The sequence below is a fragment of the Streptomyces sp. NPDC094448 genome, assembly GCF_044763775.1.
Taxonomy (GTDB): domain Bacteria; phylum Actinomycetota; class Actinomycetes; order Streptomycetales; family Streptomycetaceae; genus Streptomyces.
In genome coordinates, this window is sequence record NZ_JBIWGU010000005.1 from 1 (window position 1) to 19,322 (window position 19,322).

Annotated in this window: 18 protein-coding genes and 1 pseudogene; 7 read left to right on the plus strand and 12 right to left on the minus strand. The window is 71.6% G+C overall.

The genetic code is table 11. The features are described 5' to 3' along the window. Positions 1–169: 169 nt before the first annotated feature. The 7 genes and pseudogenes from ACIQ9E_RS10880 to ACIQ9E_RS10910 form a co-directional block, all read right to left on the minus strand. A pseudogene (locus ACIQ9E_RS10880) lies at positions 170–262 on the minus strand (DNA-binding response regulator); the annotation flags it as partial. 163 nt (positions 263–425) lie between these two features. Further along, positions 426–2,024 (minus strand): type IV secretory system conjugative DNA transfer family protein, encoded by a 1,599-nt coding sequence (locus ACIQ9E_RS10885; protein WP_403705254.1) that lies wholly within the window; start codon positions 2,022–2,024, stop codon positions 426–428. Position 2,025: 1 nt separating this feature from the next. Then, entirely contained in the window at positions 2,026–3,447 is a 1,422-nt protein-coding gene (locus ACIQ9E_RS10890) for an ATP-binding protein (protein WP_006348302.1), read from the minus strand. A gap of 8 nt (positions 3,448–3,455) precedes the next feature. Then, positions 3,456–5,009: an SCO6880 family protein gene (locus ACIQ9E_RS10895; RefSeq protein ID WP_403705257.1), complete on the minus strand. Its 1,554-nt coding sequence runs from the start codon at positions 5,007–5,009 to the stop codon at positions 3,456–3,458. Continuing rightward, positions 5,006–6,355 (minus strand): hypothetical protein, encoded by a 1,350-nt coding sequence (locus tag ACIQ9E_RS10900; RefSeq protein ID WP_403705260.1) that lies wholly within the window; start codon positions 6,353–6,355, stop codon positions 5,006–5,008. Before ACIQ9E_RS10900 ends, ACIQ9E_RS10895 begins: the two co-directional genes overlap by 4 nt. Further along, positions 6,345–7,205, minus strand: a complete 861-nt coding sequence (locus tag ACIQ9E_RS10905) for a hypothetical protein (protein WP_403705263.1) — start codon at positions 7,203–7,205, stop codon at positions 6,345–6,347. Before ACIQ9E_RS10905 ends, ACIQ9E_RS10900 begins: the two co-directional genes overlap by 11 nt. Before the next feature lie 359 nt (positions 7,206–7,564). Continuing rightward, positions 7,565–7,873, minus strand: coding sequence for a hypothetical protein (locus ACIQ9E_RS10910; RefSeq protein ID WP_006348306.1), 309 nt, complete (start codon positions 7,871–7,873; stop codon positions 7,565–7,567). A 555-nt stretch (positions 7,874–8,428) separates the two neighbouring features. Between ACIQ9E_RS10910 and ACIQ9E_RS10915 the strand changes: the two genes are divergently transcribed. Continuing rightward, positions 8,429–9,445 (plus strand): NlpC/P60 family protein, encoded by a 1,017-nt coding sequence (locus tag ACIQ9E_RS10915; protein ID WP_403705266.1) that lies wholly within the window; start codon positions 8,429–8,431, stop codon positions 9,443–9,445. A gap of 581 nt (positions 9,446–10,026) precedes the next feature. After that, the gene (locus ACIQ9E_RS10920) at positions 10,027–10,809 is read left to right on the plus strand and encodes a phosphatase PAP2 family protein (protein WP_403705269.1); all 783 of its coding nucleotides are present in this window, start codon (positions 10,027–10,029) and stop codon (positions 10,807–10,809) included. 320 nt (positions 10,810–11,129) lie between these two features. Here the strand turns inward: ACIQ9E_RS10920 and ACIQ9E_RS10925 are convergent, their stop codons facing one another. From ACIQ9E_RS10925 to ACIQ9E_RS10935, 3 genes are all read right to left on the minus strand, one after another. After that, positions 11,130–11,378: a hypothetical protein gene (locus tag ACIQ9E_RS10925; protein WP_389879544.1), complete on the minus strand. Its 249-nt coding sequence runs from the start codon at positions 11,376–11,378 to the stop codon at positions 11,130–11,132. Between the two features lie 186 nt (positions 11,379–11,564). Then, positions 11,565–13,151 carry an FAD-binding oxidoreductase gene (locus ACIQ9E_RS10930; RefSeq protein WP_403705272.1) on the minus strand — a complete coding sequence of 529 codons (1,587 nt, stop codon included), beginning with the start codon at positions 13,149–13,151 and terminating at the stop codon, positions 11,565–11,567. Between the two features lie 195 nt (positions 13,152–13,346). Then, complete coding sequence (locus ACIQ9E_RS10935; RefSeq protein ID WP_403705275.1) at positions 13,347–13,550, minus strand: hypothetical protein; 204 nt, start codon at positions 13,548–13,550, stop codon at positions 13,347–13,349. Positions 13,551–13,923: 373 nt separating this feature from the next. Here ACIQ9E_RS10935 and ACIQ9E_RS10940 point away from each other — a divergent pair, with 373 nt between their 5' ends. Both ACIQ9E_RS10940 and ACIQ9E_RS10945 read left to right on the plus strand, forming a co-directional pair. After that, positions 13,924–14,763, plus strand: coding sequence for a hypothetical protein (locus ACIQ9E_RS10940; RefSeq protein ID WP_403705278.1), 840 nt, complete (start codon positions 13,924–13,926; stop codon positions 14,761–14,763). 80 nt (positions 14,764–14,843) lie between these two features. After that, entirely contained in the window at positions 14,844–15,020 is a 177-nt protein-coding gene (locus ACIQ9E_RS10945) for a hypothetical protein (protein ID WP_358823217.1), read from the plus strand. Between the two features lie 388 nt (positions 15,021–15,408). Here the strand turns inward: ACIQ9E_RS10945 and ACIQ9E_RS10950 are convergent, their stop codons facing one another. Beyond that, positions 15,409–15,771, minus strand: a complete 363-nt coding sequence (locus ACIQ9E_RS10950) for a metal-sensitive transcriptional regulator (protein WP_146480964.1) — start codon at positions 15,769–15,771, stop codon at positions 15,409–15,411. 398 nt (positions 15,772–16,169) lie between these two features. Here ACIQ9E_RS10950 and ACIQ9E_RS10955 point away from each other — a divergent pair, with 398 nt between their 5' ends. The 3 genes from ACIQ9E_RS10955 to ACIQ9E_RS10965 all read left to right on the plus strand — a co-directional run bounded on the left by ACIQ9E_RS10955 (position 16,170) and on the right by ACIQ9E_RS10965 (position 18,382). Continuing rightward, positions 16,170–16,790 carry a DUF47 domain-containing protein gene (locus ACIQ9E_RS10955; RefSeq protein WP_006348314.1) on the plus strand — a complete coding sequence of 207 codons (621 nt, stop codon included), beginning with the start codon at positions 16,170–16,172 and terminating at the stop codon, positions 16,788–16,790. A 6-nt stretch (positions 16,791–16,796) separates the two neighbouring features. Then, a complete protein-coding gene (locus tag ACIQ9E_RS10960; RefSeq protein WP_366256326.1) occupies positions 16,797–17,798 on the plus strand; it encodes an inorganic phosphate transporter in 1,002 nt (333 codons plus the stop codon). 101 nt (positions 17,799–17,899) lie between these two features. Continuing rightward, the gene (locus ACIQ9E_RS10965; RefSeq protein ID WP_403705284.1) at positions 17,900–18,382 is read left to right on the plus strand and encodes a hypothetical protein; all 483 of its coding nucleotides are present in this window, start codon (positions 17,900–17,902) and stop codon (positions 18,380–18,382) included. A 151-nt stretch (positions 18,383–18,533) separates the two neighbouring features. On the opposite strand, the gene pstB is transcribed toward ACIQ9E_RS10965, so the two are convergent. Next, positions 18,534–19,310 (minus strand): phosphate ABC transporter ATP-binding protein PstB, encoded by a 777-nt coding sequence (pstB, locus tag ACIQ9E_RS10970; RefSeq protein ID WP_006348317.1) that lies wholly within the window; start codon positions 19,308–19,310, stop codon positions 18,534–18,536. Positions 19,311–19,322 lie beyond the last annotated feature (12 nt).

The window sequence follows — 19,322 nt, forward strand, 5'->3', positions numbered from 1 at the left end:
GAAGCTAAGCCTTTCAGCGCCGATGGTACTGCAGGGGGGACCCTGTGGGAGAGTAGGACGCCGCCGAACAATTTTTGATGGGAAGGCCCCGCACACTGTGCGGGGCCTTTCTGCATTTCCGGACAGAAAATCCCGACCGGAGCCCGCTTCCCCTCCCCGGAACGGCCGGCTCGGTGCCTCCGACGGGCAGCCGGTGGGCGTAGGCATCGAGAAGACGCCGGGTCAGCCTCGGGGCGACCACGGCCTCACCGGAGGCCACCGCGCCCTGGACGCGGCGGTCGGCGGCCTCGGTGGGTCCGGTGAGGTCGAGGACTTCGGTGACCGGCGGGTCGGATGCGGATGGTGAAGCTGAGGTCGTCGACGACGGTCTTCGTACGGGAGGCGGTAAGGGAAGAAGCAGTACGCACTGCACGGAGCCGGCGGGGTCAGCGGGGCAGGGGGTCCTGCCAGCGGGACCGGGCCTGCTCGGGGGAGCGGAGCAGGACCAACGCGGGCAGACCGGTGGCCGGGCCCGAGGCGAGGAGCGCGGGGAGTTGGGGGAGCGGGGCGACGGCTGCCGCATCGTCGAGGACGAGGGTCAGTGGTGGGTCGAGCCGGCCGGCGGATGACCGTGCGGCCATGCGGCGGCCGTGCTCGACCACGTCTGAAGCCAGTGCCGTCAGCAGTGGCATCGCTCCGGGGTGGGCCCTGGGGTCCTCCTGGGGTTCTCCCACCAGATAAAGGGTTCCCCCCTCGCTGATAAATGATTCCAAGGCAAGGGCATCAGTTCGATTGGGAGTGCATGCCTCGCGGATATGGATGGAGGACAGCGACGACAGGGCGCGGGCGACCAGTTCCTGGGCGATCTCGCGGCGTTCCGGATGGGCGGTGAGCGCGGCCTCCAGCAGCCCGGCAAGCCCCGCGGTCGCCTTGGTGTGGGTGCGCAGGATCCGTACGGACTCCTGGGTGTTGATGCCCTGGGCCCAGCGGTGGACCTGTTTGAAGGGGCGGCCGTCCACGGCGGCCGCGTGCAGCCAGCAGTGCAGCAGGGTCTCCGCGGTATCGGCCATGGCCGCGTCGATCCGGGCGTGCGGGCGGACGGGGGCCAGCAGGGCGGCGGACCGGTCCCGGGCCGTCGGCGCGTCCTCGCAGTGCGCGGTGGGGGACCAGTGGAGCCGGGCGGGGGTGTCGCAGAGATGGCCCGGATCGTAGACGTGGACCGGGCCGAGTTTGGCGCGGGCTTCCTTGGTCTCGGCCCAGAGTGCCGGATCGGAGGTGACCACCAGCAGGGGGCCTTCGGCGTCCCGGACGGCGCCGATGGCGGTGGGGCGGCGGGCGTCGGGGCCGCCGAAGAAGACGGCGGGGGCGGGGCGGGGGGCCGGGACGGCCGGAAGGGCCGGGTCCGCGGTGGCCGTCTCCCCGGCCGGGGCGGGCGGTTCCGCTTCCCGGTGCGGTTCCGGTTCGGGGGCCGGCTTGCCCAGGTCGAGGGGGGCGGCGGGCGCGGGGACCGGCGGCCCGGCGGACTGCGCGTGCTGTTGGTGCTGTTGGTGCGGTACGGCGGGCGGGACGGTGTCTCCGTACCCGTACGGGCTCCGCGGGTCCTCCTGCTGTCGCGTCCGCTCTTCGAGCCGGGCCCGGCGGACCGCCTTCCAGCGTGCCAGCGTGCCGACGACGAACACGGCCAGCACAAAGAGGATCATCACCTGACCGATGGCGATGCCCCAGAACAGCCCGTACCCGGACAGTTCTTCCGGCGGGGTTTCGGGCCAGGCGGGCGGCAGTTCGTCCGGTGCGCCGATCAGGGAGCGCAGTGCCCGGGGCGCACGGGCGAAGGAGACCCCCGACGGCCACGAGCCGTGCGCCAGCAGGCCCGCGAGGCCCGTCGACGACCAGACCAGGAAGAGCGCGGCGGCCGCCGCGCCGATCAGCCCGCCGATCAGTCCGTCGGGGACCCCGCCGCCGGACCGGCGGGCGGCGCCGCCCGGCCCCGGCGGGCCGTAGCCGTGCCCGCCGGCTCCGGGGCCGTGCTGAGGGTGGTGCCGCACGTCAGGCGACCGTCGACTCGGAGGACGCGCTGTCGTCGTACTGCCTGCGGCGCCGTTCGATCAGGGCCGCCCGCTGCTCCGCCTCCCACTCCGCGGCTTCGATCTCCTCGGGGAGCGGCCGGGACGATTCCGTCATGGCCCGGTCGGTGAAGACCAGCGGCCGTTCGGCCTCGGTGACCAGGTGTTTGACGACCTGGACATTGCCGTTGACGTCCCAGACGGCGATACCGGGGGTGAGGGTCGGGATGATCTCGACGGCCCAGCGGGGCAGGCCGAGGACCAGTCCGGTGGCCCGTGCCTCGTCGGCCTTCTGGGCGTAGATGGTCCTCGTCGACGCCATCTTCAGGATCGCCGCGGCCTCCTTCGCCGCCGCGCCGTCCACGACGTCGGAGAGATGGTGGACGACGGCGACGAAGGAGAGCCCGAGGCGGCGACCGAACTTCAGCAGCCGCTGGAACAGCTGGGCCACAAAGGGGCTGTTGATGATGTGCCAGGCCTCCTCGACCAGGAAGATGCGCTTCTTCCGGTCGGGCCTGATCCAGGTGTGCTCCAGCCAGACCCCGACGATCGCCATCAGGATCGGCATGGCGATCGAGTTGCGGTCGATATGGGAGAGGTCGAAGACGATGAGCGGGGCGTCGAGGTCGATGCCGACCGTCGTCGGGCCGTCGAACATACCGCGGAGGTCGCCGTCGACGAGCCGGTCGAGGACGAGGGCGACATCGAGACCCCAGGCCCGGACGTCGTCTATGTCGACGTTCATCGACTCGGCGGACTCGGCCTCCGGGTGGCGCAGCTGCTCCACGATGTCGGTGAGGACGGGCTGCCGGTCGGTGATGGTCTCGTTGACGTAGGCGTGGGCGACTTTCAGCGCGAAACCGGAACGCTCGTCGAGGCCGTGGCCCATCGCGACCTCGATGATGGTCCGCAGCAGGGCGAGCTGGCCGGTGGTGGTGATCGCCGGGTCCAGCGGATTGAGCCGGATCCCGCCGTCGAGCGCGGTCATCGGGTCGAGCCGGATGGGGGTGATGCCCACTTGTTCGGCGACGAGGTTCCACTCGCCGACACCGTCCTCGCCCTGGGCGTCGAGGACGACGACCTGGCGGTCGCGGAACCTGAGCTGCCGCAGGACGTAGGTCTTCTCCAGGGCCGACTTGCCGTTCCCCGACTCACCGAGGACCAGCCAGTGGGGGGCCGGGAGCTGCTGTCCGTACAGCTGGAAGGGGTCGTAGATATAGCCCTTGCCGCTGTAGACCTCCCGGCCGATGATCACACCGGAGTCGCCGAGGCCGGGTGCGGCCGTCGGGAGATAGACGGCCTGTGCCTGGCCGGTGGAGGTGCGCACGGGCAGCCGGGTGGTCTCGACCTTGCCGAAGACGAAGGAGGTGAACGCCTCGGTGACGCTGGACAGCGGATCTCGCACAGTGGCCCCTAACGGCGGATGCCGGTCGCGAACGGCAGCGTGTTCACAAAGGCCCGGTGGTGCTCGCGGTCGCACCACTCCAGCTTCAGATACGACTTGCCGGCCGATGCCCGGATCGTCCGCTTGTCCCGGGCGAGGGCCTCGGGCGAGCGGGACGACACGGTGATGTACCCGACGAGGTTGACTCCCGCCGCGCCGGAGGCGAGATCCTCACCCCGCTGGTCGAGCCGGCCGTGTGCGGCGATGTCCCGCGGGTCGACGGTGCGGTTCATCTTGGCGGCGCGGCTGGCGTCGGCCTCGTCGTTGGTCTTCTCGGTGAGCATGCGCTCGATGGCGACCTCGGTGGGTTCGAGGTCCATCGTGACCGCGACGGTACGGATCACGTCCGGGGTATGGACGAGGAGCGGGGCGAGGAAGTTGACGCCGACGGGGGTCATCGGCCACTCCTTCACCCAGGCGGTGGCGTGGCACCAGGGGGCGCGGGTCGCGGACTCACGGGTCTTGGCCTGGAGATAGGTGGGCTCCATGGCGTCCAGCTCGGCGGGCCAGGTGTTCCGCTTGGTCATGGCCTGGATGTGGTCGATGGGGTGGTCCGGGTCGTACATCGAGTGCACCAGGGACGCGAGGCGGCCCTGGCCCAGGGGCTGGCGGACCCGGATATCGGCCTCGGCGAGGCGGGCGCAGATATCGGTCAGCTCACGGGCCATCACGACCGCGAGCCCGGCGTCCTTGTCGAGCTTGCGGCCCTTGTTGGTGTGGCGGGAGGCGCGGGCCATGGCGTGGGCCTCGGCGGCCAGTTCCCGGGTGTAGTGCATACAGGCGACGAGATAGGCGCGGTGCTGCTCGCTGGAGGTGGAGACCATCGACTGGAGCTGGTCGTAGGAGTCGCGCAGCCAGGTGGGGGAGCGTTCGTCGCCGCGCTGGGCGACGTCCTTGGCGTGGGCGTCGGGGTCGGCGGGCAGGGTGCGGGCCAGCATCTGGATGCGGGTGACGAAACCGTCCCCGTTGGCGACGTGCTTGAGGAGGGTGCCGAACCGGTCGACCAGGGCTTCCTGGTCCTCGCTGTCGCGGAGTCCGACACCGGGGCCTTCGATCTCGATGGCGGCGGTGACGGTACGCCGGTCGGCGTGGAGGAGTACGGCGATCTCGTCGGGGCCGAAGGGGGCGGAGAGCCAGCTGATGCGGCCGATACCGGGCGGCGGGCCGATTTCGATCTCGCGGCCGTCGAGCCGGGTGCCGGCTTCGGCGGCGGCGGAGCGGTAGACCGTACCGGAGCGCAGGGTCCGCTTGAAGCTGCGGTTGATCTCGAACCAGCGGTAGAAGGTGCGGTGTTTGTACGGGAGGTAGACGGCGGCCAGCGCGATCAGCGGAAAGCCCATCAGCAGGGCGATTCGCGGGACGAGATAGGGGACCAGCAGTCCGCTCATCATGCCGAGGAACGCACCGGCGATGATCAGGGCGATCTCGCCGGTTTCGCGGTTCTTGCCGATGATCGCGTTCGGCCGGGCCCGGCCGATGAGATACGTGCGGCGGGGCGCGATGGGATGGGACTGGGTGGTCAACGCCCTCCACCTCCTGTGCCGGTGCTGTTGCGGTTGCTGTGCGGGGTGTTGGTGCTGGGGGCGCTGCTACGGGGCGGGGGCGCGGCGGCTCCGCCCGTACCGCCGCCGGTGGGGCGGCTGCCGTGGGCGGCGACTCCGCCGCCGACGGGGTTGGCGGGGCGGGCCGCGGCGCTGCCGGAGCTTTCGCCGCCGGGGGTGCTGCGGGCGCTGTGGGTCTTGATGCCCTGGGAGACCAGGGCGGCGGGGGAGCTGATGACGGCGGCGGCGCGGTTCTCGACGCCGCCCTGGAGCCGGTTGTTGCGGGCGGAGACGATCTCGTCGCCGAAGCCGGGCACGAAGCGGTAGATCATCGCGGAGGCGACGATCGCGAGGATCACGATGGCGAGCCCGGAGACGACGGCGGAGAAGGCGTCGGGGCCGTCGTCGCCCGCGAGGGCGCCGGCCAGTCCGAGGACGATCAGGATGACCGGTTTGACCAGGATGATCGCGATCATCAGACCGGCCCAGCGGCGGACGTGGCCCCACATGTTCTTGTCGACGAGACCGGAGTAGACGACGACGCCGAGGAGGGCGCCGACGTACAGCAGGACGGCCCGGATGAACAGCTCCAGATAGAGCACCCCGGCGGCCAGGATCGTCACCAGCGACACGACGATCAGCATGATCGGGCCGCCGCCGATGTCGTTGCCCCGTTTCAGGGCCTCGGAGAAGGAGCCGAAGAACTGTTCGGTCTCGTCCTTGGTGCCGCCCGCGATGACTTCGGAGATGCCGTCGGTGGCGGAGACCAAGGTGTAGAGGAGGAGCGGGGTGAAGGCGGAGGCGAGGACCGTGAGCCAGAGGAAGCCGACGGCCTCGGAGATCGCGGTGAGGAGCGGGACGCCGCGGATGGCGCGTTTGGCGACCGCCAGCAGCCAGATGATCAGGGTGAGGATGGTGGCGGCGGCGAAGACGACGGCGTACTGGGAGAGGAAGGTGGTGTTGGTGAAGTCGACGGTCGCGGTGGACTTCACGGCTTTGGCGAGGGTGTCGACGGTCCAGGCGGCGGCTTCGGCGCAGCCGCGCCCGAGGATCATCAGGGGGGAGTCGGCGATGTCCCCGGGGGTGGAGGTGGTGCCGGCGCCGCCTTCGCCGCCTTCGCAGCGGTCCCGGGAGGGGCCGCTGAGCATCGCGCAGTCGGGGTTCCCGGTGGTGCTCGGCCGGGGGGTGGGTGTCGGTTCGGCAGCGGCCGGGGACGCCAGCAGGACCGCCGCGGTCTGGAGGGCGGTCAGCGCGGCGGTGATCGTGAGCACGGCGGGAAGTGCGCCCGGGGGCCTGCCCGGGAGTGCGTCGCGGTGATTAGCGGGCATAGGTGAACCCTCCGAACTGCTCGACGGCATCCGCCATCTCCTGGGAGCCGGAAGCGGTCTGGTCCCGGCCGACGGGTACGGGACCGTCCTTCTGGGTGTGGTTCACGATCTTCCAGTCGCCGTCGGCCCAGCGGAGCTGGAGGGTGCTCGTGTACCAGCTCTCGGTGACGGGGTTCCGCGAGTTCTCACCGGCCAGACCGAACAGGGCCGAGTACCAGACGGAGACCCGGGCCTCGTTCTGGTTGGCGCTCTCCACCTTGGCTCCCACGGGGTTGTGGCGGGAGACGAAGGTCATGCCCTCCGGCGGGGTGCCGTCGGGGCCGAGTCCGATTCCGGAGAGGAGTTCCTTTCCGGAGTACGCCTTGTCGAGGTCTCCGCGGCGGGCCGCGGAGACCTCCGGGGCGTACACGGTCCCGACGATCAGGGCCCGCCGGTCTTTGTCGTACATACCGTCGGAGCCCAGCGCCACGGTGTAGTTCGCGGCCGCGCTCTGTGCGCCCTGCGCGTTGCGGGCGTAGCCGGTGGGGATGCCGTCGGTCCTGCCCTTGACCGGGTCGACGCCGGTGGGGGCCGTCGGGGAGGTGCCCTTGGCGCCCGCGGAGCCGCCTCCGGCGGAGTCGCCTTCGCTGCCGCCCTGGTTGGCGAAGGCGATCGCGGCGATGAGGAGGACCACGATGCCGACGACGGTGATCAGGGAGCGCGAGGGGCGGACCGGGCGGCGGGGAGCGCCGTCCAGGCCGTCGTCGTAGGCGCCGGGCAGGTGGGTACGGGTGCGGCCCGAGCCGCCGTAGGCGTCGTCGGGGGCGTCGCCGGAGCGGTAGCCGCGGCCGTGGTCGTCGGCGGGGGTCATCGCGACGCCTTCCCCTCGTGCCCCTGGCATCCCTTGCGTTCCGCGTCGGGTGTCGAAGGCCGCCGCCCGGTGCCGTACGGCGCGGCCGGGTGGTGACCGGCCGTCACATGCGTGGAACGCGCGGCGTGCTCAGGGCACGCCGACGGTGCCGGGCGCGACCGGAGCGGCCGGTACGGCCGGTGCGACGGGAACGGCGGGGGCATGAGGGGCATCGGGGGGTCGCAACCTCTGAGGGTGGTCCGGGCTCTCGGTCGGCGGGCGGAAGCGGAAGCGGAAGCGGAAGCGGAAGAGGGAGTGGAGGTGGAAGCGGAAGAGGGGAGTGGGAGTCGGGCCCGGGTCCGGTACGGGGAGGGGTCGGATCAGACGGCCATCCCGTACACGATGGTGAACAAGGTCCCCAGTGACCCGATGATGAAGACTCCGGTCAGCCCCGCCACGATCAGGCCCTTGCCCTGCTCGGCGCTGAAGGTGTCCCGGAGCGCGGTCGCTCCGATGCGCTGCTTGGCCGCACCCCAGATCGCAATGCCGAGGCAGATGAGAATGGCGATCGCCATCACCACTTCGATCATCACCCGGGCCTCGTTCCCCAGGCTCCCGAACGGGCCCCAGTTGGGCGCGATGCCGCCGATGATGGTGTTGATGTCGCCCTTTTCGGCTGCCAGGATCATGTGTAACTCACCGCCCCTGTCGGGTTCTTCGCCGCCCGTGCCCCTCGGCATGGGCCATTCGCTCTATCTTCGCTGATGAAACCGCCCGCGTATGCCGACTTGGCGGGTCTCTTTACCCGATCTCCGCACGTATGACCGAACGCTGCCGCCCTGACCTGCGGTGAAGCGGATCGGGTTCACCGCGATGAGCCCGTACCGTCACTCTGTGTATCACGCTGTGTGACTCCGGGCAATGACTGTCGTTGTTCCACCTTTGGGGCGCTCCTCACGTTTCGGACGGGCCGGGCGCGTGTGCCGCCATGCTGACGGCGGGTCCCGGCCCGGAACAGGGCGCACGGGGAGCGCAGGGAGGGAGGGGCCGTCCGGCCGGAGCCATGGGCCCTGCCGGGGTACCGGACCGGGCCCCGGCGGGCGCAGGGGCCCGGTCCGCCGTGCCGAGGCGCGCGTCCCCGTCCATCTGCTCAACCGGCCTTCACCCACCTACACTGGCGCTCGTCGGGCTCGGGAACTCCGGCCCGCATCCGGGAAAGTCGGCAGGGCGAAGGGCGGTTGACGGTGCGTAAGGCGTGGTTCGTCGCCGGCATCTCCATCGGGGGGTGTACGGCCTTCCTCGCCCTGCTCGTCGTCGGCACCTACTCGCTGACCGCGGGGGCGGCCGGCTTCGGCGGCTCGGGCGGCGGCCGGGTGGCGCTCGCCAAGGGCGCCGTACCGGCCCGCTACCAGGCCCTCGTGCAGAAGTGGGGCAATCTCTGCCCGGCCATCAACCCGGCGCTGCTGGCCGCCCAGCTGTACCAGGAGTCCGGCTGGAACCCGCGGGCCCAGAGCCATGCGGCGGCGCAGGGCATCGCCCAGTTCATCCCCGGCACCTGGGCCGCGCACGGTGTGGACGGCGACGGCGACGGCGACCGGGACGTCTGGGACCCCGCCGATGCGATCCCGTCCGCCGCGACCTACGACTGCAAGATCGCCGGATATGTGAAGAAGGCGCCCGGGGATCCGACGAACAACATGCTCGCCGCGTACAACGCGGGGGCGTACGCGGTCATCCGGTACGGCGGGGTGCCTCCCTACAAGGAGACCCAGAACTACGTACGCATCATCCGCACCCTGGAGAAGAGCTTCGCCCGCCCGGTCGGCCGGGTCGACCCGTCCCGGCAGGCGGCGGGCGCGATCAACTTCGCCCAGCAGCAGCTCGGCACGAAGTACCTCTGGGGCGGCAACGGCACCCCGGAGCAGGACGGGCGGTTCGACTGCTCGGGTCTGACCCAGGCCGCGTACCGGACCGTCGGGATCGAACTGCCGCGGGTGGCGAACGACCAGTACAACGCGGGACCGCACCCTCCGCGGAACGAGCTGCTCCCCGGTGACCTGGTCTTCTTCTCGGACGACCTCACCAACTCGCGGGCCATCCGGCACGTGGGCATCTACGTCGGAGGCGGCTACATGATCAACGCTCCGCGGCCCGGTGCGGTGATCCGGTTCGACAAGATCGACACCCCGGACTACTTCGGGGCGACCAGAGTGACCGAGGATGGCGCGAAATCGCTGCCGAAGCATCCGCCGTCCGCCTGATGCGCTCCCCGACCGCTCAACCGACCGCTCAACCGACTGCTCCCGGCGCGCCCCGGGACTGCCGGGCGTACCCCGGGGCGCTGGCCGAAAAGCCCCGGCCGGGAGTGCCCGGGGCGGCCCGGCCGAGGACCCGGAGACGGCACTGAGCTGCGATGACGTGTTTCTCTTCGATAACGTCATGGTGATCGTTCGGTGGAGAGTGGAACGCATGCGCTCGGCGGGCCGTTCCCTGAACGGAGCGGTCCGGGCCACCGGGCCACCGGACGGGGCGCCGGAACCGGCACCGGCCTGCGGACGTCGGACACCGTGCAGGCATCGGACACTGCTCCGGGGCCGGACACACTGTTCCGGTGCCGGGCGGGCGGTGATCACCACGCGCCGCCCCGCCGTACGCCGGTGTGCCGCACGCACACCGGCCGGTGGACCGTTCCCGGGACCACAAGGACAACAGGACAAGCAGGGCAGCGGGACAGCGGCACAACGGGGGCTGACGGTGCGCGCCGTGCGCGGGCGCGCCGCCGTCGACAACAGGGCAATCGAAGGCCGTACAAGGGCCGATGGAAGGCAAGGGGCCGCAGCAGATGGCTGGACTCGCCACAGGGGTATCCCCGGCGGCGTCGGAGACGGTTTCGGTGGGGACGGTGTCCCTGGCGGAGTCGGGAGGGGCCGCGGGGGCCGATGTCGGCCTGCTCCACGACATCAACGGCCTGGCGAAGGCCGCCCCGCCGTGGTTCGACCGCATCATGGGCTTCATCGGTGAGTACGGGATCATGCTCGGGCTCGTCGTCGTCGGCCTCTGGGCCTGGTGGTCCCTCCGCAAGCGCGGTACGGCGGAGGACTCGATCGCCGGGTTCTCGGCACTGGTCTGGGCACCGCTGTCGGCCGCCGTCGCCCTGGTGATCAACATTCCCATCCGGGGCTTCGTGGAGAGACCGCGGCCGTTCGTGCACGACAAGTCGCTGGAGGTCCTCGTCCAGGGGAAGACGGACTACTCGTTCGTCAGCGACCACTCGACGATGGCCATGGCGATCGCCGTCGGCATCTTCCTCGCCCACCGCAAGCTCGGCTGGGCCGCGCTCGGACTCGCCTTCGCCGAGGGCTTCCTCCGTATCTACATGGGCGTTCACTACCCCACCGATGTGATCGGCGGCTTCGCCCTCGGTACGGCCGTGACCCTGCTGCTCGCCCCGCTGGCCCAACTGCTGCTCACCCCGGTGACGCGGGCGATCGCAGGCTCCGCGAAGGGCCGCTGGATGGTGCGCTCCAAGGCGGCGCCCGAGGACCCGTCCACCGGCCGCGCGGCACCCCTCGGCATCCCGGAGCCGCGCGCCGACGGCACGGGCGAGAAGGGCCTGGCGGCCTGACGGCGTGGCGGCGTGGCGGCGTGGCGGCGTGACGGCCGCACGGCCGAGGGGGCGATTGCCCTCCGGCCCGATCCGGCCCGGTGCCGGGTGCCCGGTGCCCGATCGTCCGGTGCCGGCCGGTCTCATGGCCACGGGTGAACCGGAGCCATGAGACCGGCCGGCACGACGGACCGGGCAAGCTGTTCCGGGCGGCCTGTGCATCCGGCCGGTGACCCGCACGGCCGACGCCCGGCAGTGGCGGCAGCCCTGGGCACGTCCGCCCCTGCCAAGACCCTGCTGCCCGGTCGGCCCCGGTCGGCCCCGGTCGGCCCCGCCGGGCCTCAGCGGCGCCGCCGCCGGCGGCGTTCGTGGCGGCGGACTATCAGGACGGTGGCCGCCGCGGCCACGATTCCCGTCGCGCCCACGGACAGCGTGCTCTCTATCGGGCCCTCCGGTTTGGACGCCACGGACGGCCCCGGCGGCGCCGCCGTCGGCAGGGCGCTCGCGGCGGTCGGGGGCAGGACGACCGCAAGAGCGGTGATGGCCGTGGCCGTGGCTATTCGGGCCGCGGCGGCCGGGAATCCGGGCATGAGGACCTCTTCGGCTGATCTCGTGTGGTGGTCATGGGTGGTACGGGGATCGGGACGCGGCGGTACGGCACCGGAGCACCGGCCGCGACTCCCCGCCCCACTCCCCACCTCACCCGCCCCGGCCCGCCCCGGCCATCCGGCGGCCCCCGTTGGGGCGACCCGCCCCGGCCCCGGCCGCGTGCGGCCTCACAGCCCCTGCGGGAAGCCGAAGATCCGCTCCGGGTCGTACCGCGCCTTCAGCCCCGCCAGCCGCGACGCCGCCGGACCGTAGTAGGCGCGGCGCCAGTCCCGCAGCCCGGCGTCCGGATAGTTCTGGTACGCGGCCCCCGACGCCCAGCTCCGCAGCTCCGCGTGCGCTCCCCGCAGCCATGCGCGCTGCGGCGCCCCCGCCGCCCCGGCCGCCCACGAAGCCGTGTACTGCGCCAGGACCCGGGAACGGCGGTGCACGAACGCCGTCGCCGACGGCGCGACCCGGTTGACCGCCCCGCCGAGCGCCGTGAGCAGGACCGCCCCCTCGGCACGGCCCGCCGGCAGCCGGGTGAACCGTTCGACCGCGGTGATCAGCGCCCGTACCCCCGCCGCCGGAAGCTCCCGGTCGAAGAAATCGGAAGCGGACGCATACGTCTCCCGCGGCAGCACCCCCGCCCGGCTGCGCCCCGGGAGCACGCCCGGCAGCGCGCACTGCTCCTCTTCCAGACCGCCGCAGCCCGCGTACCCGAGCATGGCGTCGAGATGCGGACGGGGACGCAGGGAGACCGATGACGCCGCGGCCCCCGCGCGGTCCGCGAGCCGGTCGACGGCGTTGCGCAGTTCGCCCTCCGTGCCCAGCGAGAGCGCCGAGACCGAGAAGGCCGGCTCGCCGCCGGGGCCGGCGACCAGCTGGCAGCCGGACCAGATCTCGTCCGGCAGGGCGGGCGCCCACCCCTGCCAGGCCGTCAGCACCGCCGCGGCCCGCGACCACGGCCAGGACAGATGGCCGACGATCACCTCCGGCGCTGGATGGGTACGGAACCGGAGCGCGGTGACGACGCCGAAGTTGCCGCCGCCCGCGCCCCGAAGCGCCCAGAACAGCGCGGGTTCCCGCTCGGCGCTCACCTCCCGTATCCGTCCGTCGGCGGTGACGATCGTCGCCGCGGTGAGGCTGTCGCAGGTCAGCCCGTACGCCCGGGAGGTGACTCCGTGGCCGCCGCCGAGCGTGAGCCCCGTGACGCCGACCGAGGCGCAGGAACCGGCGGGTACGGTCCGGCCCACCCGGTCGAGCCCGTGGTAGAGCCCGATGATCCGGGCGCCCGCACCGACCGCCGCGGCGTCCCGGCCGTCCGGGGTGACGGAGTCCATCCGTGAGACGTCGATGACGAGCCGGCCGTCCCCCGAGGACCAGCCGCCGTAGGAATGGCCGCCGTTGCGGACGGCGACGGGCACCCGGTGGGTCCGGGCGAACCGCAGGCACTCCTGGACGTCGGCGGGCCCGTCCGCATAGGCGACGGCCGCGGGGCGCAGCCCGTCGAAGCGGGTGTTGTACAGCACGCGGGCGGCGGCATAGTCGGCGTCCCCGGGGAGGACCAGCCTGCCGTCGAGCCCACCGCCCAGGGACCGCCAGGCGGCGGCTCCGGCGCGGGCGGGGCGGCCGCCGTGCCCGGACGGCGCGCTGGACGGGCTCGGGGAGCGTTGGGCCGGTACGGAAGGGGCGGCACCCTCCCGGCCGCGGTCGGCGGAGCAGGCACCGGCGGCCAGCACGGCCGTCAGCGAACCGAGGAGCGCGCGCCGGTCCAAGGGGGCCTCCCGGCCGTCGTCGGGTCCCGCTCCCGCCGGGGCCGGGCGCGGCCTACGGGGATACGTACCCGGGGCCCGGCCGTCTCAACTGCCACCGGCTCGGGGAGGCGGCCACGGCCATCGGCCCGAGGCGCCCCCTCCGCCGGTCCGGCCCGAGCCGAGCCGGAGAAGCACCGGAGAAACACCCGAGACGCCTTATGCCGACAGTCCGGTGCCGGCCTCCGCCGTATGGGCCGCGGCGTCCGTACGGGCGCGGTCGCGCGAGCGCCGCGCCGGTCCCGACCAGCCGCAGGTGCAGCGGGCCACGGCGAACGAGCCGCGTTCGGCGGTGGTCGTCGTGTGGGGGTGGTGCGCCGGGGCGGGCGCGGGACCGTCGTCCGTGGGGGCATGCGGGGGCACCCTTCCACCGTACTGGTGGCGCGCCGCACGGGATACGCCCCGGGCGGGTGCCCGGGGCGTCGAGGCGCACCTCTGGTGGTACGCGGTGGTACGCGCCGCGCGCCGCGTCCCGCCCGGTGCGGCCCCGCCCCCGGGAGGCCCCCGGACGGGCTGCGGAAGGCCGCCCCGGGGGCCGCGGACCGGTCGTCCGCCGTGGTGCGCTCCGGCGCGCGGAGAGCTTGCGGGCGGCTCGCAGCGGGGGAGTACCTGTGCTCCCGGGGCGCCCCCGTCCGGGCGCGGCAGCCGTGTCGGCGGGCTCCGGTGGTCGTTGAACGAGGCGGGCGGACGTCTCTCGTGGCCGGACGGCGGGTCCGGTGTTGGGGGTTGGCAGAGCATGGTGGTGCAGCGGCACGGACACAGGGGCGGGGCGGCCGCCGTCGTCTCCGTCGTCTTCGGGGCGGTCGTGGCCACCGGCTGTTCCGGCGGCGGGAGCGGCCCGCAGGACCGGGCGGTGGACGAACGGCCGGGCGGCGGCCATCCGGTCCTCGCCGCCGCCGTGGACGGACTGCTCGCGGCGGGCAGCGCCCTGGCCCGTACCTCGATGGAGACGGTGACCGGCGGCACGCGGGTCACCATCCAGGGCGACGGCGGCTATGACTTCCGCCGTCGGATGGGCCGGCTCACGGTGGTGCTGCCCCGGGACCCCGCCGGTGCGGAAGAGCACCTTCCGGTGACCGAGCTGCTCACTCCCGGCGCGCTCTATATGAAGAACCGCGGCGCCGGGGTGCCCGCCGACAAGTGGGTGCGGATCGACACGACGACCCTGGAGGACGGCAATCTGGTCACCGGCGGGGCGACCGACCCGCTGGCCGCGGCCGAACTCCTCCGCGGGGCGCGCACCGTGCGGCTCGTGGGTCACGAGAAGTACGGGGGCGCGATGGTCCGCCACTTCCGGGGCACCACCGATATCGCGTACGCCGCCCGGCGCGCCCGCCCGCACGCGCGCGGGGCGCTCGCGGCGGCGGCGAAAGGGTTCACCACGATGACCGTGCCGTTCGACGCCTATGTGGACGATGCGGGACGGCTGCGGAAGGTGAAGCACCGGTTCAGCTTCAGCAATGGAACCGACACCGCCGCGGTCACCTCTACTACGGTGCTCTTCGGTTTCGGAACGCCGGTCACGGTACGGCTGCCCGATCCGGGCGATATTTACTCCGGAAGGATCAGGAGCTAAATGGTCCGGACGTGCCATGCGCGGTCCGTGGAGCACTCCCTACGCTAGGAAGCCGACACCGGAGGAAGAGGTGAACGCACGTGGCTCCGCCCAGTACGACGTTGGTCCAGGACCACGTGGCCCTCGCCGAGATCGAACTGTGTGGCGAGTTGATCATCGCGGCGTCCGCCGCGGACGGGGAGCGGCTGAGCCCGGCCCGTATCGACGAGGTGCTGAAGGTCGCGGCGGAGCGTTCGGCGCTCGCGCGGCAGGACTGACAGCGGACCGGCCGGCCGGGCGGTCATGGGCCGCCCGGCCGGGGACGACACGGCCGGCTCGGCACGGCACAACGACCCGGAACCAACGGGAAACCCCGGAACCAACGGGAAACCCCGGAACCAACGGGAAACCCCGGAACCAACGGGACTCTCCGAACGACGGAACACCCGGAACGACGGAGAGCCGTCCGGGGCGGCGGCGCGCGGTGCGCGCCGCGGGAGCAAGGGCGCGAAACGGTGGGGTCCGGCGCAACCGGCCGGGCGGACCCGTGGATGAACGCATCCCCGGGTGCGCGGTGGCACGGCCGCACGGATACGCCGATGGGCAGGAACGCCACACGCTCCTGCCCATCGGCGCTTTTCACGGAAGGCCCGGCCGGTCGTCCGGTCAGGTGCGCATCATCCGCGCGATCGCCTTCGTCGCCTCTTCGACCTTGGCGTCGACCTCGGCGCCGCCCTTGACCGCCGCGTCGGCGACGCAGTGCCGCAGATGCTCCTCCAGCAGCTGGAGCGCGAAGGACTGGAGCGCCTTCGTCGATGCCGAGACCTGGGTGAGTATGTCGATGCAGTAGACGTCCTCGTCGACCATGCGCTGAAGGCCCCGGATCTGGCCCTCGATCCGGCGCAGGCGCTTGAGGTGCTCGTCCTTCTGCTTGTGGTAGCCGTGGGTGCCGTGGTCGTGGTCGGTGACCGGCGCTTCGGCGGCGGAGGGCGCGGTGACCGGGGGGCCGGCCGCCTCGGTGGTCGTCATCGGGTCCTCCCGTTGTCGTGGATACGCGGAGTGATACCGCGTGTACTGCTCTGTACGGATACGCCGTTCAGATCGGGGTTCGTATACCCCTCGTGGGTATATGGTACCGGCTGGGGCCCGCCGGCGGGGGAAAGTCGCCCCGGCCCCCGGGGAGGGGACCCGGTACGGGCCCCCGGGGGGTGCCCGGCAGCCCGTGCGGGCGTCCGGCCGCCGGTCCCGGCCGAGGCCGCCGTGGCCGTTGTGGCCGCCGGGACCACGGGGGCTCCGGAGCCTGCGCCGGACGGGCCCCTGCTGATCCGGGCGCCCATCGGCGACACTGAGGAACACCGGTTGGCCGTGGCCGGATGAATGCGCCTAGCATCAGCCTGTCCGAATCCAAAGCACCCCAGGGACCCCACGTGCGATTTCGTCTGACCCCCAGGGAGACGAGCTTCTACGACATGTTCGCGGCTTCCGCGGACAACATCGTCACGGGCTCCAAGCTCCTCATGGAACTGCTCGGGGCCGACGCATCGTCGCGGAGCGAGATCGCGGAGCGGATGCGGGCCGCGGAACACGCGGGTGACGACGCCACCCATGCCATCTTCCACCAGCTCAACTCCTCGTTCATCACACCGTTCGACCGGCAGGACATCTATGCCCTGGCCTCCTCCCTCGACGACATCATGGACTTCATGGAGGAGGCCGTCGACCTCGTCGTCCTCTACCAGGTCGAAGAGCTGCCCAAGGGCGTCGAGCAGCAGATCGAAGTGCTGGCCCGGGCCGCGGAGCTGACCGCGGAGGCGATGCCGCACCTGCGGACCATGGACAACCTCACCGAGTACTGGATCGAGGTCAACCGCCTGGAGAACCAGGCCGACCAGATCCACCGCAAGCTGCTGGCCACCCTCTTCAACGGCAAGTACGACGCCATCGAGGTGCTGAAGCTCAAGCAGATCGTCGACGTCCTGGAGGAGGCGGCGGACGCCTTCGAGCACGTCGCCAACACCGTGGAGACCATCGCGGTCAAGGAGTCCTGAACCTCCGTGGACACCTTCGCGCTGATCGTGACCATCGGTGTCGCGCTCGGATTCACCTACACCAACGGCTTCCACGACTCCGCGAACGCCATCGCGACCTCCGTCTCCACCCGGGCCCTCACCCCGCGGGTCGCGCTCGTCATGGCCGCCCTGATGAACCTCGCGGGCGCCTTCCTCGGCCAGAGCGTCGCCAAGACGGTCAGCGAGGGGATCATCGAGACCCCGCCGTCCGGCGGCAGGGGGATGAGCATCCTCTTCGCCGCCCTGCTCGGCGCGATCGTCTGGAACCTCGTCACCTGGTACTTCGGCCTGCCCTCTTCGTCCTCGCACGCCCTCTTCGGCGGTATGGTCGGCGCGGCGCTGGCGGGCGGTACGGAGGTCATCTGGTCCGGGGTCCTGGAGAAGATCATCATCCCGATGTTCGTCTCCCCGTTCGTCGGTCTGATCGCGGGCTATCTGGTGATGGTCGCCATCATGTGGATCTTCCGCCGGGCCAACCCCAACAAGGCGCGCCGCGGCTTCCGGATCGCGCAGACCGTCTCCGCGGCGGCGATGGCACTGGGACACGGCCTCCAGGACGCCCAGAAGACGATGGGCATCGTGGTGATGGCCCTGGTGATCGCGGATGTCCAGCAGTCCGGGGACGAGATTCCGGTCTGGGTGCGGATCGCCTGTGCGGTGATGCTCTCCCTGGGGACGTACGCGGGCGGCTGGCGCATCATGCGCACCCTCGGCCGCAAGATCATCGAACTGGATCCGCCGCAGGGCTTCGCCGCCGAGACCACCGGCGCGTCGATCATGTTCGGCTCGGCGTTCCTCTTCCACGCGCCGATCTCCACCACCCATGTCATCACCTCGGCGATCATGGGCGTGGGTGCGACGAAGCGGGTCAACGCGGTCCGCTGGGGTGTCGCCAAGAACATCGTCCTGGGCTGGTTCATCACCATGCCGGCCGCCGCGGCGGTCGCCGCCGCGGGCTATGGCGTGATCTGGCTGGCCTTCGCCTGACGGCGGGCCCGGGTTCCCGGAAGGCCGGTCCCGGGGGTGGTGAAAGCGCTATCGTGAGGGGTGCGATGACCGCTTTATTCCATGATCGTGCAGGAGGGCTTGTGCCCGAGGATCCCATCACCCAGGGCGAAATCGACGCGCTGACGCGCCGCGTCGAGGCCGTCGAGGACCGTGTGGAGTCGCTCCAGGTCCAGACGAACGGCAACTTCGCGGCCGTTATCGAGGGGCAGGCCGCGCTCCGTCGCGAGGTCCGTGATGGATTCGCCAGAGTCAGTACCCGATTCGACGGGATGGATACCCGTCTTGAGGGTGTGGAGGCCCGTCTGGGCGGGATGGATACCCGTCTTGAGGGTGTGGAGGCCCGTCTGGGCGGGATGGATACCCGTCTTGAGGGTGTGGAGGCCCGCCTGGACGGGATGGACGGCCGTCTCGGCGGGCTTGAGAACCGATTCGACGGCCTGGACACCCGTTTCGGTGGGCTTGAGAACCGATTCGGTGGTCTGGAGCAGAAGATCGACCAGCACCAGGCCCGGATCGTCGAGCTGCTGACCCAGTTGGTCGGACGCGACGCCGGCGGGCGCTGACCCCGCCCCACAGGAAAGAGCGCGGGCCCGCCCCCGGGAAGTGGAGGGGCGGGCCCTTCGTCGTGCGGTGGCACCGCCAGGCAGCACCGCAGGACGGTTCGGGTCGGCGCGGCGCGCGCACGCGCACCGCGCCGTACAGCAGACGGCCGGCTCAGCCGAAGCGGCCGGAGATGTAGTCCTCCGTCGCCTGGACGGACGGGTTGGAGAAGATCCGCTCGGTGTCGTCGATCTCCACAAGCTTGCCCGGCTGGCCCACCGCCGACAGATTGAAGAAGGCGGTACGGTCCGAGACCCGGGCCGCCTGCTGCATGTTGTGCGTGACGATGACGATGGTGAAACGCTCCTTCAGCTCACCGATCAGATCCTCGATGGCGAGGGTGGAGATCGGGTCGAGCGCCGAGCAGGGCTCGTCCATCAGCAGGACGTCCGGTGCCACGGCGATCGCGCGGGCGATGCAGAGCCGCTGCTGCTGACCGCCGGAGAGACCCGAGCCGGGCTTGTTCAGCCGGTCCTTGACCTCGTTCCAGAGGTTCGCGCCGCGCAGCGACTTCTCGACGACCTCGTTCAGCTCGTTCTTCTTGTACGAGCCGTTGAGCCGCAGCCCCGCCGCCACATTGTCGAAGATCGACATGGTGGGGAACGGATTGGGGCGCTGGAAGACCATGCCGACCGTACGGCGTACGGCGACGGGGTCGACGGAGGATCCGTACAGATTCTCGTCGTCCAGCATCACCTTGCCCTCGACCCGGCCGCCCGGGGTCACCTCGTGCATCCGGTTCAGGGTCCGCAGGAAGGTGGACTTGCCGCAGCCGGAGGGGCCGATGAAGGCCGTCACCGAACGGGGTTCCACGGTCATCGAGATGTCCTCGATGGCCTTGTGGCTCCCGTAGTAGGCGGTCAGTCCGCTGATGTCGATTCGCTTGGCCATGAGTTCACTTCA